Source organism: Ferruginibacter sp. SUN106 (assembly GCF_050611765.1).
Lineage (GTDB): Bacteria > Bacteroidota > Bacteroidia > Chitinophagales > Chitinophagaceae > Ferruginibacter.
In genome coordinates, this window is record NZ_JBODJC010000005.1 from 37,267 (window position 1) to 52,719 (window position 15,453).

The 15,453-nt window shown below is 36.3% G+C and carries 14 protein-coding genes; 4 read left to right on the top strand and 10 right to left on the bottom strand.

What is annotated here, in order from left to right; translation table 11 throughout:
* Positions 1-68: 68 nt before the first annotated feature.
* Both ACQ334_RS19595 and ACQ334_RS19600 read right to left on the bottom strand, forming a co-directional pair.
* Positions 69-866 carry a S1/P1 nuclease gene (locus ACQ334_RS19595; protein WP_430989960.1) on the bottom strand — a complete coding sequence of 266 codons (798 nt, stop codon included), beginning with the start codon at positions 864-866 and terminating at the stop codon, positions 69-71.
* 89 nt (positions 867-955) lie between these two features.
* Positions 956-2,107 carry an esterase-like activity of phytase family protein gene (locus ACQ334_RS19600; RefSeq protein ID WP_430989961.1) on the bottom strand — a complete coding sequence of 384 codons (1,152 nt, stop codon included), beginning with the start codon at positions 2,105-2,107 and terminating at the stop codon, positions 956-958.
* Positions 2,108-2,209: 102 nt separating this feature from the next.
* Between ACQ334_RS19600 and ACQ334_RS19605 the strand changes: the two genes are divergently transcribed.
* Together ACQ334_RS19605 and ACQ334_RS19610 are read left to right on the top strand one after the other, a co-directional pair.
* Positions 2,210-2,701: a SixA phosphatase family protein gene (locus ACQ334_RS19605; protein WP_430989962.1), complete on the top strand. Its 492-nt coding sequence runs from the start codon at positions 2,210-2,212 to the stop codon at positions 2,699-2,701.
* Between the two features lie 64 nt (positions 2,702-2,765).
* Positions 2,766-3,398, top strand: coding sequence for a hypothetical protein (locus tag ACQ334_RS19610; protein WP_430989963.1), 633 nt, complete (start codon positions 2,766-2,768; stop codon positions 3,396-3,398).
* Between the two features lie 2 nt (positions 3,399-3,400).
* Here ACQ334_RS19610 and ACQ334_RS19615 read toward each other — a convergent pair whose 3' ends face one another.
* The 3 genes from ACQ334_RS19615 to recA all read right to left on the bottom strand — a co-directional run bounded on the left by ACQ334_RS19615 (position 3,401) and on the right by recA (position 6,260).
* The gene (locus ACQ334_RS19615; protein ID WP_430989964.1) at positions 3,401-3,865 is read right to left on the bottom strand and encodes a GNAT family N-acetyltransferase; all 465 of its coding nucleotides are present in this window, start codon (positions 3,863-3,865) and stop codon (positions 3,401-3,403) included.
* Positions 3,858-4,757, bottom strand: a complete 900-nt coding sequence (locus ACQ334_RS19620; RefSeq protein WP_430989965.1) for a DMT family transporter — start codon at positions 4,755-4,757, stop codon at positions 3,858-3,860. The genes ACQ334_RS19615 and ACQ334_RS19620 overlap by 8 nt, the downstream gene beginning before the upstream one ends.
* Before the next feature lie 480 nt (positions 4,758-5,237).
* Positions 5,238-6,260 carry a recombinase RecA gene (gene recA, locus ACQ334_RS19625; RefSeq protein WP_430989966.1) on the bottom strand — a complete coding sequence of 341 codons (1,023 nt, stop codon included), beginning with the start codon at positions 6,258-6,260 and terminating at the stop codon, positions 5,238-5,240.
* A gap of 558 nt (positions 6,261-6,818) precedes the next feature.
* Here recA and ACQ334_RS19630 point away from each other — a divergent pair.
* The gene (locus ACQ334_RS19630) at positions 6,819-7,874 is read left to right on the top strand and encodes a cytochrome-c peroxidase (protein WP_430989967.1); all 1,056 of its coding nucleotides are present in this window, start codon (positions 6,819-6,821) and stop codon (positions 7,872-7,874) included.
* A gap of 49 nt (positions 7,875-7,923) precedes the next feature.
* On the opposite strand, the gene ACQ334_RS19635 is transcribed toward ACQ334_RS19630, so the two are convergent.
* The 3 genes from ACQ334_RS19635 to ACQ334_RS19645 form a co-directional block, all read right to left on the bottom strand.
* Positions 7,924-9,483, bottom strand: a complete 1,560-nt coding sequence (locus ACQ334_RS19635) for a membrane dipeptidase (RefSeq protein WP_430989968.1) — start codon at positions 9,481-9,483, stop codon at positions 7,924-7,926.
* Between the two features lie 166 nt (positions 9,484-9,649).
* Positions 9,650-10,231: an RNA polymerase sigma factor gene (locus ACQ334_RS19640; RefSeq protein ID WP_430989969.1), complete on the bottom strand. Its 582-nt coding sequence runs from the start codon at positions 10,229-10,231 to the stop codon at positions 9,650-9,652.
* A 149-nt stretch (positions 10,232-10,380) separates the two neighbouring features.
* Positions 10,381-10,968, bottom strand: coding sequence for an RNA polymerase sigma factor (locus tag ACQ334_RS19645; RefSeq protein WP_430989970.1), 588 nt, complete (start codon positions 10,966-10,968; stop codon positions 10,381-10,383).
* Positions 10,969-11,243: 275 nt separating this feature from the next.
* Here ACQ334_RS19645 and ACQ334_RS19650 point away from each other — a divergent pair, with 275 nt between their 5' ends.
* Entirely contained in the window at positions 11,244-13,691 is a 2,448-nt protein-coding gene (locus tag ACQ334_RS19650; RefSeq protein ID WP_430989971.1) for a TonB-dependent receptor domain-containing protein, read from the top strand.
* A 331-nt stretch (positions 13,692-14,022) separates the two neighbouring features.
* On the opposite strand, the gene ACQ334_RS19655 is transcribed toward ACQ334_RS19650, so the two are convergent.
* The gene (locus ACQ334_RS19655; protein WP_430989972.1) at positions 14,023-14,895 is read right to left on the bottom strand and encodes a helix-turn-helix domain-containing protein; all 873 of its coding nucleotides are present in this window, start codon (positions 14,893-14,895) and stop codon (positions 14,023-14,025) included.
* A gap of 166 nt (positions 14,896-15,061) precedes the next feature.
* Positions 15,062-15,430: a hypothetical protein gene (locus ACQ334_RS19660; RefSeq protein ID WP_430989973.1), complete on the bottom strand. Its 369-nt coding sequence runs from the start codon at positions 15,428-15,430 to the stop codon at positions 15,062-15,064.
* Positions 15,431-15,453: the final 23 nt, after the last annotated feature.

Consider the following 15,453-nt stretch of genomic DNA (forward strand, 5'->3'; position numbering starts at 1 on the left):
ACGCATTTATTTTTTATAGGAATGTGCCTGTGGCGCACTCTATTAAGATCACGCCACAGGCGGTGTTCTTACCCAAAAATTGCATTTAACAAACCAGCCAGTCTTACACCACCCTTTAACAGTTGACTGTTTAATGTATCTACATATTTAAAGTTGTAAACGTAATCTAACTTCTGATCCACTTCTTTTATATCTCCATAAATTTTATCTGCCAGCTGGTACGATTCTACTATCCATGTTGATACGGGTTGTTCCTGCATTGCCTTGCGGCTTTCCTTTGTAGTAAAATTAATGGCAGTAGCATATTCTGAATAACTCAGTTGCTGAAAATTGATCAGCTGTGTATCCCAAACCGTGTGCAGGTTACTGGGGTCTTTAAACCAGGTTACTTTTACTTTATTACCACCCTGATCATCAGCATGGCCTACGTGTAAAGGCTGGTGCACATCACCCACAATATGTATCAGCAGGCGCAGGTACAATACTTTTTTATCATGATCAAGACTTTTGTTTTTAAGTTGCTCTACTAAAAAATTAATTTTAGTGTAAGCATCTGTTGCCGTATCAGATTCCAGGTAGGCTTTTACACTGTCAGTACTAAGCCCCCCTTTGATATTAATATAATGCCAGTTGTACAGGTAATTATATGCCGGATCTGATTTAATAAAATCGGGCCAGTTACTAGCCATAGCAACTGATTCGGTGCCTAAAATTTCTGCTATGGCTTTTTTTGTATGTTTTGTAAGATAGCTATCTGCAATTTGTCCTACTATGCGGTGGCCTAATACACCCCATGCCATACCAGTAAATGGCAGGTAAAAGAAGGCGCTGCATAAAATTAATTTCCTTACCAGTTTCAATTTCATTGTACAAATATTTAATGATCAAAGTTATAGTTATTGCAAGCTAAAACAACTGTCGTTGGTAAAATTATCATAAGGATAATGATTGCTATTTATTCCGTTACTTCAAATAACAGCAGCTGTGCTTTTTCCTTGGTGTCAAAATTATTATCTGCAATAAATATCAAAGTCTTGTGCCCGTTGGGTAACGTGGGGCCAAATGTTACACCTTCAATATTATCAATATAAATGCCCAGGTCGTCCATATTCAGCAATAATTTTTTTGTTGCCGGTACAAAACTATTGCTCTCTTTAAGTGATGCCACTTCTTTAATATTGGTTGCAACACTAAGGTCTGTAATAAAAACTTTAATGGTACATGCTAATCTTCCGGTAGAAAAGGAGCGTTCAATTACCAGGAATTTATTGTTACCAATATTTAAAATATCAGGCACTCCGTTAATTTTAAACCCAGTTACAGGATCAGGAGCGTATGCAATAGGTTCTAATTTGTAAGCATACTGTGCAGTATTTTTTTTTGTGGCCACATCAAATTTTAAAATACGGATATAAGTATTATTATCGGTAATATCAGCACGTGGCCCATCTTCATAAAGCGGTTCTTCTACATTTACAAAAAGCGTTTTATAATTATTGGCAAAACTCATGCCTTCCAATACACCATTCTGGCGGGGGCCTTTTTCAGTTGCATGCATGGTTAAGTTGGCAGGCAATTCAAAATTATTTTTGAATTTGCCATCTGTGGTTATCAAAATTACTGAAGGGTTTTCCAGTACCGTATCTTTTTCTCTAACAATTCGTTCTCCCTCGCTGCTCCAAACCAATTGTTTTGAAACGGGATTGTACCTTACCGCTTCCGGATCGGGCACATGAGACCGGTCTGTTTTTTTATTAGGATAAACTGTGTTATCAGGTTGCAGCATATGCTCAACACCCACAAACTGTATGCTATCAATACCATTGGGGGTAATAAAAATCCGGGCTTTGTAAAAACGGGCCGGGTTAATATCACTTCTGTCATCACATATCATGTAATACACATTGTTCTTTGCATCATAGTCAATACCTGACAAGCCGCCTACTGTAGTGTTTTTATAATTGAGGTTATAAGGTATATCATATTCTCCCAGCAACTTTACAGCACTGATATTTTCTGCCTGTGGCGCAACGGCAATTTTTTTAAGGTTACTGCAGGATAAAACTAATAAAGAGGAGCAAAGTAAAAAGACTGAGGATCTGAACATTAGTAGAATGATTTTAGATTACAAATTTGGTAAAAGAACCGATATGTTTTGTTAATTCCCCGTTTATCTGAAAATTATTTTATTTTTATACAAACAACTGTATTGAAAACATTGCTCATTATACGTCATGCTAAAAGCGACCAGAGTTTTTTTGGGAACGATTTTGAGCGGCCACTAAACGAACGGGGTAAAAAAGATGCTCCTGAAATGGCAAAAAGAATTTTAGATAGAAATATTGCTATCGACTCCTTTGTTGCAAGCCCTGCCAGGCGGGCTAAAAAAACTGCTGAATTATTTTGCGAAAGTTATAAGCAAAAAATTGAAGATATAAATTTTGTCAGTGCTTTGTATCATGCGCCAGCCCGAGAATTTTACGAAGTGATAAAAACCCTGGATGATAGTTTAAATACTGTCGCCATTTTTGCTCACAACCCTGGCATTAGTTATTTTGTAAACGACCTTGTTGCAGATGTAAGAATTGACAATATGCCCACCTGTGCAGTATTTGCTGTGCAGACCGATATCAGCCAATGGAAAGATTTTGCCAAGGCAAAAAAAGAGTTTTTGTTTTTTGATTATCCAAAGAATAGCTGATATTGTTTTCTTACTAAGTAAATTGATCATTGTGATCTATTCCAGTAAACATTATTTCGTTCGTATGAAAATTATAATTTTTAGTCTTGGTTTATTAGTTTCTTTTAACTCGTTTGCCCAATCAAATGAATATATTGTATTGCAGCGTGGAGATACTGTATCCGGCAAAGTGAAAGTATCCGGCAAGCAGATCAGGGTTATAAAGGCAATTGCCGATACAGCTGTATTTAATTCGGAAGAGGTACGGATTTTTGTAAAGAATAATACTGTAAAAACTGTTTTACGTTTAGTACTGTATGGCTATTCCGAAAATATTGAAGATGTGCAATCGCCTAATTACAGCGACCCTGTGTATGATACCACTGTTCTTTTAACTCCTCTTATTACCGGTGGAAAAATTAATTTATTTACTGCAAAAGATAAAGACGGGGTTGCTTATTTCTTTGTGCAGGGGCGACGTGATAGCATACCCGTACAGCTTTTATATGCTATGGGAGGCCAGATGCAGGATAAAGAATCATTGCGGCAAGTTTACCAGTTAGTAAATTATGTAAGCCACGCTAGGATCTTTGAAGACCAATTACGTGAAAGGACGGATGATTGTTATTATATCAGGGAGGGAGATCTGCTGCAACTTAATTACATAGAGTCCAGCTTTAAAGCATTTATAAAGCGGTATAACAAGCATTGTAATTAATGTTACAATTTTTTTTCAAAATATACCGCTGTAGAAACAGGATTATGATAGTAAGGCGCTATTTCATAAAAGCCATATTTTTTATAGAGATTGATAGCAGGTGTCATATGATTTAATGTATCCAGCCTTATAAATTCGTAATGGCAGTTTTGCGCTAACGCAATAGATTTTTCCAGCAATACTTTTCCAATGCCTTTATGCTGATGTGCAGGTTGTACATACATACGCTTGAGTTCTGCAATTTTTTCTTCACTTTTTCTTAAAGCAACACAGGCAATAAAATTATTATCCTCTTTACAAAGTATTATGCCACCATCCGTTGCATTGTACATTGCTTTTAAGTTTTCAAGCTCTTCATTAAAATGCTGAAAACCGAGATCGATATTTAACCATGCGGCGTATTCTTTAAATAGTTGTGCGGCGGCTTTGTATTCGTCGTTAGTTTGTACAATTATATAATCAGGCATTTTTGGTTGTTTTGTTAGCTAAATAAACTCCCGTAAATATCAACACTGCTGCTACCAGTTTATACAACTGTAATTCTTCTTTTAAAAAGATCATAGCAATAATGGTAGCAAAAAAAGGTTGTGTGTAAATATAAAACCCTGCTGCAGAAGCACCGAGTATTTTTATGCCATACACATTAAAGAGATAGGCCACAAATGTTCCTGTAATAACCACCAGTGCCATGGTGGTAAAATCAACTGCATTAAAAACATTCCATTGTATTTGGGTAAACTCTATCCAGCCAAAAGGTAAAATCATTACCAGGCCAATAGTAAATATCCAGCGCATGATCATTACGGGATTGTATTTCAGCATCAACGGTTTTACCAGTATAAAATAAATGGTATAAGAAACGGCATTGGTAATAATTAAAATATCTCCCAGTACCACATCGCTTCTGTTAGCTGTTCCCCCTTTGGCTAAAACCAATACTGCAGCGCCGGTAATACCCAAGGCCAGTCCTGCAATTTTGAAAATGCCTATCCTTTCTTTTAATAACCATGCTGCAATAAACACAATTAAAATGGGTGTAGTAAGCATTAATAATGAAGCATGTATTGGATAAGTTAGCGAAAGGCCTTTTAAAAAAAGTAGCTGGTTAATGGCAATGCCGGTTAAAGCACACCAGATAAAACGCATCCTGTCCTGTTTATCAATCTTTACCGAAGTTGGTTTCAATAAATATAATATCCAGAATAGAATTGCACTTACACCCACCCTTACCACATTTAAACCAAAAGGTTTTGCCAGATGCAAACTGGTAAGGTGTTTTGCCGCACTTAAGTTAATGGCAAAAAAAAGATTAGTGAACAGCAGTGCTAAATGAGCCGTTGTGTTTTTATTGAATGGCATAATGGTGTAGCAAAAGTAATATTATACTCGTTGCCGGTTTTAGTACACTGAAATTTTATTTCAGTTGCGGAAAAAGCCAAAAAGGATTTTCAGCATACCTGCTTAATGGTGAAACAAGCCTAATATTATACCTGTTGCAGCTTTTAGTACACCGGAATTTTATTTCGGTTGCAGAAAAAGCCGAAAAGGATTTTCAGCATACCTGCTTAATGGTGAAACAAGCGTAATATTATACCTGTTGCTGCTTTTAGTACACTGAAATTTTATTTCGGTTGCAGAAAAAGCCGAAAAGGATTTTCAGCATACCTGCATAATAGTGAAAAAAGTAACATTACACTTGTTGCCCGTTTTAGTACACTGAAATTTTATTTCGGTTATGGAAAAAGCCGAAAAGGATTTTCAGCATATCAACAAAAAGGTCATTATGCTTTTACACATAATGACCTTATACTTACTAACCCTAATAAGTGAAAACAGTTGTTATGCAACCTGCATCTCTTTCACCTTTTCTCTTATTTTGGCTTCTATTTCTGATGCCATTTCAGGATTGTCGAGCATTAATTGCTTTACTGATTCCCTTCCCTGGCCTAATTTATCATTGTTATAGCTGAACCAGCTACCACTTTTTTGCACAATACCCAATTCAACGCCCATATCAATTATCTCACCCACTTTACTGATACCTTCTCCGTAAATAATGTCAAACTCAGCCTGGCGGAATGGTGGTGCTACTTTATTTTTTACCACTTTTACTTTTACATGGTTACCTACTGCTTCATCGCCATCTTTTATTTGTGTCATACGGCGGATATCCAAACGTACAGAAGCATAAAACTTTAAAGCATTACCACCGGTGGTAGTTTCTGGGTTACCAAACATTACCCCAATTTTTTCACGAAGCTGGTTAATAAATATGCAGCAGCAATTGGTTTTATGAATTGTAGCTGTCAATTTTCTCAAAGCCTGGCTCATCAATCTTGCCTGCAAACCCATTTTGCTATCGCCCATTTCACCCTCCAGCTCACTTTTAGGCACCAATGCTGCAACAGAATCTATTACTACCACATCCAATGCTCCGGAAAGAATTAAACGATCGGCAATTTCCAAAGCCTGTTCGCCATAATCCGGTTGAGAGATGAGTAAATTATCAATATCCACACCTAATTTTTTTGCATATACACTATCAAATGCATGTTCTGCATCTATGAATGCACACATACCGCCTTTCTTTTGCGCCTCTGCAATTACATGTGTTGCCAAAGTTGTTTTACCACTACTTTCAGGGCCATAAATTTCAACCACCCTTCCTTTAGGTAAACCACCAATACCTAAGGCCATGTCTAAACCAATTGAGCCGGTGGAAATTACTTCAATTTCCATATTGGTCTTTTCATTCATCATCATTACCGAGCCTTTGCCAAAATCTTTATCGATCTTATCGATCGTTAATTTCAGCGCCTTAAATTTTTCTGTTTTTTCCATTTTGTCTGTTGCGTTGCTCATGTGTTTGTTTTTTTTATGTGATGTATCTGGTTTTGCGTTGTAAATGTAAATTCGGAACCAAAGATAATAAGTTTATTTTATCAACACTAATTATTTTAGTATTTTTTTGATAATTTTTTTAGTTGGGTGTTTTCTTAAATAAAAAACCCATCCCGGGGAACCGGGACAGGTTGTGTTCAAGCATGAGAAAAATCTACTAAGGTAATTTCTCGAGTTTTCAGGCTAGGCTTAAAAATACGGGCCTTTAACGTTCGTACTAAATATATGTTCAGTTTGTAAAGGGTCTAATTAGTTTGTACCTGCTACAAAGAGAGGTTAGTTTTTCCAACAAAACAATACCACAAAGTGGTAATTTTTTGGGGTTAAAACACCTTTTTTGGCCTTGGTATAACAATAAATTTTAATAAAGTTACATCATATTAAACTTAATCGCTCGTTGTTATAAAATAAAATCCCGGTATCCGGGCTGCAAAGATGCAGCTTCTTATTAAATATTTTGTCTATTAGTACATATATCCTGCACACTACTTATTAACTGCTTTACTAAACGTTTAACCCATGCACCTGAAAAAAACATTTGTTGTTGCTATTCTTTTTAGTGTTGTGGTGGTCTTTTTGCAATGCTCAAAAAATCATCTCCCTTTGCCCGTGGTGCCTGAAATAACTGTGTTGCCCCAGCTTCCTGCAGCTCCGTTTAATTATATTGATGCTTATCCAAAATTCATACAGGATTCTTTAGCGGTAAATGATAATACACCGGCTGATAATGGAATTACCAACGATGGCGCTACTTTAGGAAGAGTATTATTCTATGATAAGCACCTCTCTAAAAATAATACCACCAGTTGTGCCAGCTGCCATAAAGCCGAAACTGCATTTAGTGATAATGCTATTTTCAGCAAAGGTTTTATGGGAGGCTTAACCACAAGAAATTCGATGGCTTTATTAAACCTGCGCTTTTACAAATCGGGTAAAATGTTTTGGGATGAAAGGGCACCCACATTGGAAAAGCTGATTTTACAACCTATACAAAACAGTGTGGAGTTAGGCCTTACCTTAGGCGAACTGGAAACTAAAGTAAAGGGGTTAAGTTATTATCCTGATCTTTTTCAAAAAGCATTTGGCAGTACACAAATTGATTCTGTAAAAATTGCCAAAGCGGTATCGCAGTTCCTGCGTTCTATTGTTACGTTTAAAAGTAAGTACGACATGGTAAAACAGGGATTGGCCACATTTACTCCTGATGAGGCTGCAGGAGAACAATTATTTCTTACACCACCTGCCGGGGCTCCGGCCGGGGCATTCTTTTGTGCCGGTTGTCATACACCGCCAATGTTTCTCACGTCTTCGCCAATAGCACCGTTTACGCATATTGATGCCAATGATCATGGTATTAATAATGAAAACAGGTTTAAGGCAGGCAGCCTGCGTAATATTGCTTTAACTGCACCTTATTTTCATAATGGCGATATGCCCACTTTAAATAGTTTATTAAACTCTTTTCCTGTGCACAATGTACCGGCACCCGATGCTGCAAAACTTTTAGCTTTTTTACAAACCCTTACTGATAACAGCGTAACAACAGACCCAAGATTTTCTGATCCTTTTAAATAAAAACATTTCACTGCTCAGCCTGATAAACAACAATAAAGAGCAATGCAGACTAACCTCTCATTGCTCTTATCCTGTTAAGTATAAAATTTTTCCCGTTATTATAAAACAGGTCATCTAAAAATTCATCCACATTAATTGCAGTTAATCCTTCTGAAATAAAAAGATCAATTAAGGGGTCTTTTATATCTTCTTTTAGTTGTTGCAATCCATCGGCTTGTTTACAGCAATCAATGGCGTTGATCAAACCATCAAAATCGGTACCGATACAAATTTGTTTAGCTGCCTTTTTTAAATCAATGCCATCATGTTTATTGGCCACCCACAAAATATGAATAATGTTATTGATCAGGAACCTGCGGTGCATTTCTACATACAGCGATTGATCTAAATCATCAAAATCTTCACTGGCCCACACACCTTCATCATCTGTTTTTAATTTTAGTGTAGCCGGATCAACAGGACCAAAAAAGAATCCGGCTTCTTTATCGCTGATGTATTCCACATCATGCGGCGTGGTTACACTGAGTAGGATAGTTTCATCGGCAAAACCCAAAATGCGCTGGTCAAAAGAAAGGCCTATAATGCCACCCGATAAAAAAATGAATTCAATATCCTCATCGTATAAATTAATACTGCTGCAGTTGTGATAGGTTTTTTTATCGTGCCTGCTTTGTGGTTTTGTATGTACTACTTCATATACTTTATTACCCTTATCATCAAATTTAACAACAGGCGACTGCTTCATGTATTTTGCTTTATCGCCAATTGATATACCCGTAGTACCGGCATGCGTACAAATTAAAGGTTGCTTAAAACTATCATCGTCATTTTTAAACCAGGTATATAATTCCCATCTTGTTTTTATACTCATGTGCTTTATATCAGCTAATATCTTTTTATCCATCATCAACTGAATTATTTCTTCGCCCCACGGTGTAATGCCTTTTGTTGTAGGATAAAAATATGTCGGATTTATAAATTGTATACCATGTGCATGATTGCAAAACGGGTTTTGCTGCATATGGCAAACATTAATAGCCACCACAGTATGTGCATCTGTAAACTCGTTAAAATTTTCCAGGAATTTTTCTTTTGCATCTGCCACACCCGGATCGTTGAAAAAGCAATGCAGGCCTTCTACTATAATAGCCCCAAAAACGGTGTTGTTATCAGCTTCATTAAAATCTGCAGTATTGCTTACTATTTTAAATTTTGCACCAGGTATTTCGGGTACAGCTTCCTGTAACCATCTCAACTCTTCTTTGATCAATTCGTAACTGTGCACGCCCGATGCCAGGTAAGCCAATTGTTTTGTATCTATAAGATTTACCTTGCCCTTGTTAACGATCTTTTTTTCGCTGAGGCCCTGGCCAATTTTTTGTTCCGGCGCATGCAGTATTACACCAATCAGCTTTACCTCGTTTTGCAATAGCTGTGTAAGGTTAGATTGCGAATTCAGCGTTTCATTAAACAGCTTATTAATGCGTAGGTTAATATCTCTCGACACAACCAGTTTGGCATTAATAAAATCCCAGGGTGAGGGCTTGGTAGCTGGATCAGAAAACTGGGGTTTTAAACCCGGATGGCAATGAAAATCGAAGAATGGCATAATGGTATTGTTTAATGATATTGAATATACTCATTATATTTTAAAATTAAAAGAGAAAATAAACAGATGGATAACGGGCTTATCTGATAGATCTTTTAAAAACAAAAAACCTTCCGGTAAGAAGGTTTTAAAATTATTGTGCTTGTTTACAGTTAACAGGCTCTTATTATAAAGCCAGTTCTTTTTCCTGCATTATCTTTCTCATATTTAAAAGCCCGTAACGCATACGGCCCAAAGCGGTATTAACGCTGCACTGTAATAATTCTGAAATTTCCTTAAACTTCAGATCAGCAAAATGTCTGAGTATTATTACTTCCCGTTGTTCTTCAGGAAGCATACTCACCATTTGCATTACACGATTATGGCTTTGAGTTTTCATTAATTTTTCTTCAGCATTGGGTTCTTTAAAATCCAGCACATCAAAAATATCCCTGTCTTCACTGGTTCTGATAACGGGGGCATTTTTAAGCTTTCTGAAGTGATCGATACATAGGTTATGTGCAATACGCATAGCCCATTGTAAAAATTTATTTTCTTCATTGTATTTTCCTGCCCTCAGGGTTTCAATGATCTTTATAAAAAGATCCTGGAAAAGATCCTCGGCCAGGTACCTGTCTTTTACCAATAAAGAAATAGAGGTGAAGATGCGGTTCTTATGCCGGTTGATAAGTAATTCCAAAGCCTGCGAATCGCCATGAAGAAATTGTTGAACAGCTTGTTCGTCTGTTAGTGTAGTAGTGCTTTTCATAAAATAGATTTTAGGTTATTGGGGAATTGTGTTACAAATATCTAAAAGTAAAAATTCATTTCAGTAGAGGTGGAAATAAACTCTTTGTAGGAATCTTTCTAATAGTAGTTATCCGGATTTTTATTTTTGTTTGTAAAATGCTATGTTTTCTATCTCAATATGATCTCTTTTTCATTCATCAGCTTTCTCAGGTTATTAAGGCCAAATTTCATTGTATCCAATGCTGTTGAAAGACTGCATTTCATTATGCCTGCAATTTCTTTAAAACTCAGTCCTGCATAATGGTTGAGCGCCATCACTTCTCTCTGTTCGTCGGGCAACATAGATATCATGCTTTTGATCTTGCTATGGCTGTCATAATAAGTAGTGTTGGGTAACGGCACCGGTACTGAAAAGTTAACCGCCTCAACCACATTATTACTTTCTTTATCCGTTTCCATAATAAAAGCCATTTTGGTTTTACGGGTATGATCAATACACAGCTGGTGAGCAATCTGCACCGCCCATTGCAGAAAATTATCTTCCTCTGCAGTTTTTCCTGCCATAAGGTTGTTGATAATAGTGATAAACACTTCACGAAAGATATCCTCCGCAACGTATTTATCCTGTACCATTGAAAAAATAGAGCTGTAAATTCTGTCTTTGTACAATTCCACCAAAGTGGCCATGGCGCCGGGGTTGCCATTTAAATAAAACTGGATGAGTTTCTCATCAGACATCTCTGTATGGTTATTCATAGGATTAATTTATTAAATCGGATAAGGATATTAGAACGTAAAGATTTGTTAAAAAAAATTAGGCAGCTGTAGTAGCTGAACCTTTTGTGTATAGAATTTTTTCTATAAATAGATTTTAAACGATTAATATACTTGAATACAATAGCCATACTGATGTAAAAAACAGACATTGGCAATTTTTAATACTCCCGTTCATCTTTATACAATTACTGCTGGTATAAAACACTTACTAACGCATTCGTTTTGAGTGCACTTTTGTTGTAAAGTAAGCAGTCATGAAAAACATTTTTACCATTTTATTATTGGTGGCATCGCTATGCGCCAATGCACAGGAAAACACAAAAGGAAAAATAACGGCCACCATTCGTATTAATCAGCAAGCAGCAGAAAATGCAACTGCAGAATTACGAAAAGCCAAAGATTCTTCCTTAGTAAAAATATCGCTGACAGATAAAAATGGTATTGCAGAATTTGAAAACATTGGTTTTGGTAATTACATCATTAAAATAACCATGGTGAATTTTGCAACACAATATTCTTCCGCATTTAATTTAACTGCTGAACAAGCGGCAGTACAAATTCCTGCCATTACATTACAACCGGCTACCACGCAATTAAGTGCGGTAACTGTTACCAGCCGCAAACCTTTCATTCAAAAACTATCCGATCGCATTGTGGCAAATGTAGACAATAGCATTGTAAGCGCAGGCAGCAGTGCAATGGATGTACTGGAAAGATCACCCGGTGTGAACATTGATCAGAATGATAACATTACACTCCGTGGTAAATCGGGTGTAATTGTAATGGTAGATGGAAAGCCTACACCAATGACCGGTGCCGACCTGGCCAATTATTTAAAAGGGCTTCCATCATCTGCCATTGAACGCATAGATATTATTACCAACCCCTCTGCAAAATATGATGCAGCCGGTAATTCAGGCATCATTGATATCCGCATGAAAAAAGATCAGCGACTGGGTGTTAACGGAACATTTACTACCGGTTACGGACAAGGTGTTTATCCAAAAGCAAATATTGGTTCTACATTTAATTACCGCAATAAAAAAGTAAATATTTTCGGCAATTACAATTATGCTTATCGTATTGGTTTAAATCATTTATTGTTAGATAGAAATTTTTATGAAAATGGTGCTTACAATGGCGGCGATCTGAAAGATAATTATTCTAAATCTCCTGTCAGTTCCAACACTGCAAGATTGGGCATGGATTTCTTTCCCTCTAAAAAAACAATTATCGGGTTTGTGATTAATGGAAATTTTAATCATTATACCCGAGACAATGATAACAGTTCAACCGTACTCAATACACAAAAACAGGCTACCAGTACCTTTAATTCTCTTGCAACAAATAACGACCACGCCAATAACAGCGTTGCCAATATCAACTTTAAACACAGCTTCGACAGTACTGGTAAAGAGCTGACTGCTGATGCTGATTATGGTGTGTACAATTCAAAATCTTTAACCTTAAATGCTACCAATTATTATAAACTTGATGGTACACCATTGCAACCCAATTATATTTTAAATGGCGACCAGAATGGTAAACTCACTTTTAAAACAGCCAAAGTAGATTATGTAAATCCATTAAGTAAAGGAAGTAAATGGGAAGCTGGCCTTAAAACCAGTTTTGTATCATCTGATAATGATGCTAAATTTTTTGATGTAAGTAACGGCACGCCACAAAATGATGTAAACAAAACAAATCATTTTTTATACAAAGAATATAACAATGCTGGTTACATCAACTTTCACCAGGAACTTAAAAAATTTGATTGGCAGGTTGGCTTAAGAGGAGAACAAACCAATATGAGTACCGAACAAAAAATGGGCAATTTAAAATTTGATTCCAGTTATTTTCAATTATTTCCCAGTGCATTTGTCAATTATAAATTAAAAGAAGATCAAACATTGGGTTTATCTGTAAGCCGCCGTATCGACAGGCCAGGATATTCTCAACTGAATCCTTTTTTGTTTTTAATTGATGTAACTACTTATGCAACCGGTAACACCGCATTGCGGCCACAACTTACCTGGTCGTACGAATTAAGTTATACGTTGAAGAATTTAAATTTCAGTGTGAGCTACAGTCATACCAAAGACAACCAGAATATTACTTTAGCAAGATTTAAAGAAGTGTTTCCCAATATTCCTTCTGCAGATAATGTAACAGTTCAAATTCCTATTAACCTTTCTTCATCTGATTATGTTGGTGTATCACTTTCCACACCAATAAAGATCACCAAATGGTGGAACATGGTAAACAACGGCAATATTTATTTCGAAAAGTTTCACGGCAATTTCAGCGGCACTACTTTAAACAATGGTAAGCCTGCGGCTGATATAAGAACCAACAATACTTTCACTTTTAAAAAAGGCTGGACAGCTGAATTAAACGCCAGTATCAACACCGGCGGCCAATATGGTTTTATGGTACTCGATCCGCAATGGGGCATATCAACCGGTGTACAAAAAACCGTTCTAAAAAACAAGGGTACGCTGCGTTTCAACATTACCGATATATTCTGGACCAATCTTCCAAAAGCTGTGATCACTTACAATAACTATATAGAGAAATGGCATGCGTACAGAGAATCAAGGGTAGCTAATTTAAGTTTCACTTATCGTTTTGGAAATAATAAAGTGCAGGCAGCAAGAAAAAGAACAACTGCTTCGGAAGAGGAAAGGCAGAGAGCACAATAAGGCCGCTCCGCCGCGGAGAATTAATTACAGAGGGATAATTAAGGAGATACAAATTTATTCGGATTTATTCGGGGAAGAAGTAACATTAATTTTATTATAAAAAAGAGAAGCTAAAATATTTGCCTGCGGCAAAATTGGTACTTGTCACAGATTGCACAAATTACACAGATAAGTCAGCTTAGTGTTTTATCAATTCCGGGTTTATGCATAACAATTATTGTATACAGCAAAACCAGGACTCCCGCAGTTTTAAACAATGTTTTTCATCTGTGTAATTTTTGCAATCTGTGGCTAAAACTACCTGCCTTCGGCAGGTATAATATATTCCGAATTATTTCGCTTGCTGGGATATATTTTTTTGATTAAATTTTTGCAACAACTGCAAATGCGGTTTTAAACCAACAATGGTGTCCTTTCTTAAAAACTGTTTCAGGTGTTTGCAGAAATGGCTGTAATCGTAATAGCCATATTTTTCATAGGTAAAATCTTCCGGCGAATTGGCTAACTGCTGTACAGCCTTACGTATACGCAATACCTGCAATGCTTTTTTACTGCTGAGGCTGGTGGTAGTTTCAAAATAACGATGCAATGTTCGTGCAGATATTTTATACTGTACAGCAAACTCCTCTACCGGAGTAATGAAATCATTTTTACTATCGCAATGCTGTAATATTTCTGATACAATCCGTATCGCTTCCCAGGAACCGGAATAAGTTTTAATGATGGATTGAAAATAAGTATTTAAAATATTGATGCGTTCTTCAAAGGAAGCTGCTTTCTTTACTTTGTCAATCACTGCTTGTTCCATTAAATAACTCAACGGGTAAATATACTCCCTGTACTCTGCAAAATTGACCTTGGTCTTAAAAATAATAGGAGAAATTTTAAACTTGATACCGAATAATTTATTGCCCTGCCGGTGATAACATTCAATGGCTTTATTCCTGGGCAAAAAACCATCTGTTTTCATGCTGAATTTTTTATCATCTACCTGCATAATAAACGGCGTGCCTAAATTAATAAGATAAGTGTACCCAATGTTTGGAAACAATGCATCTGAAAAACCTTTCGGATTTTCTTTCAGCAAATCATCAAATTTTGTTTCCCAGAAAAAATCGATAAAAACTTCCAGGTCCTTAGCAGGTTTTATGCGGTGATAATTATTTTCAAAATGATTGATATGGAAGAATTCGATGTGTTGCAAGACTATACTTTGTGATACTAAGATAAAAAAGGATTGGTGATGGAAGGGGAAGTTTTACATCAGTGGCATATCATTTTCCCGAAACCAGGAAAATGATAGTATAGGGATTGAGAAGAACCTCTCTATCCCGGGAATTCTTTATATGTTTTATGAAATGATTTGCTACTTATGCATAAATCTGAACGTTTTTTAACCTTAATGCAAGGCCCCGGATAGTGGTTTGAATTTTCTTTGCCTGTGTTTCAGATGGGTTTTTTACTCCCGAGGCATATTGTCTCAGCAAGCTGGCATTAATTCCTGATAACTCAGCTATCTTAGATTGATTGAGAAAATTAAACTCCTCAAAAAATACGGTTAGGTCATACGCATATTCAAATTTCACTTCTTCTATCTTGTGAAAATCTTTTAACGCTTTCCGCAATTTTTTTTCCAAATGCTGCAGGGTTATAGAAGAGTCAACAATAAGGTTTTCATTGTACGAAACACGACCCCATAGTTTGCCTCCATCTTTTTCCAATATTAATTGTAGTGTCATTTTTTTTGGTTTTACTATATAAT

Excerpts from the sequence above, each read along its gene's own strand:
- ACQ334_RS19595 (WP_430989960.1), bottom strand. The coding sequence starts at position 866 with ATGAAATTGAAACTGGTAAGGAAATTAATTTTATGCAGCGCCTTCTTT.
- ACQ334_RS19600 (WP_430989961.1), bottom strand. The coding sequence starts at position 2,107 with ATGTTCAGATCCTCAGTCTTTTTACTTTGCTCCTCTTTATTAGTTTTA.
- ACQ334_RS19610 (WP_430989963.1), top strand. The coding sequence starts at position 2,766 with ATGAAAATTATAATTTTTAGTCTTGGTTTATTAGTTTCTTTTAACTCG.
- ACQ334_RS19615 (WP_430989964.1), bottom strand. The coding sequence starts at position 3,865 with ATGCCTGATTATATAATTGTACAAACTAACGACGAATACAAAGCCGCC.
- ACQ334_RS19620 (WP_430989965.1), bottom strand. The coding sequence starts at position 4,757 with ATGCCATTCAATAAAAACACAACGGCTCATTTAGCACTGCTGTTCACT.
- recA (WP_430989966.1), bottom strand. The coding sequence starts at position 6,260 with ATGAGCAACGCAACAGACAAAATGGAAAAAACAGAAAAATTTAAGGCG.
- ACQ334_RS19630 (WP_430989967.1), top strand. The coding sequence starts at position 6,819 with ATGCACCTGAAAAAAACATTTGTTGTTGCTATTCTTTTTAGTGTTGTG.
- ACQ334_RS19635 (WP_430989968.1), bottom strand. The coding sequence starts at position 9,483 with ATGCCATTCTTCGATTTTCATTGCCATCCGGGTTTAAAACCCCAGTTT.
- ACQ334_RS19640 (WP_430989969.1), bottom strand. The coding sequence starts at position 10,231 with ATGAAAAGCACTACTACACTAACAGACGAACAAGCTGTTCAACAATTT.
- ACQ334_RS19645 (WP_430989970.1), bottom strand. The coding sequence starts at position 10,968 with ATGAATAACCATACAGAGATGTCTGATGAGAAACTCATCCAGTTTTAT.
- ACQ334_RS19650 (WP_430989971.1), top strand. The coding sequence starts at position 11,244 with ATGAAAAACATTTTTACCATTTTATTATTGGTGGCATCGCTATGCGCC.
- ACQ334_RS19660 (WP_430989973.1), bottom strand. The coding sequence starts at position 15,430 with ATGACACTACAATTAATATTGGAAAAAGATGGAGGCAAACTATGGGGT.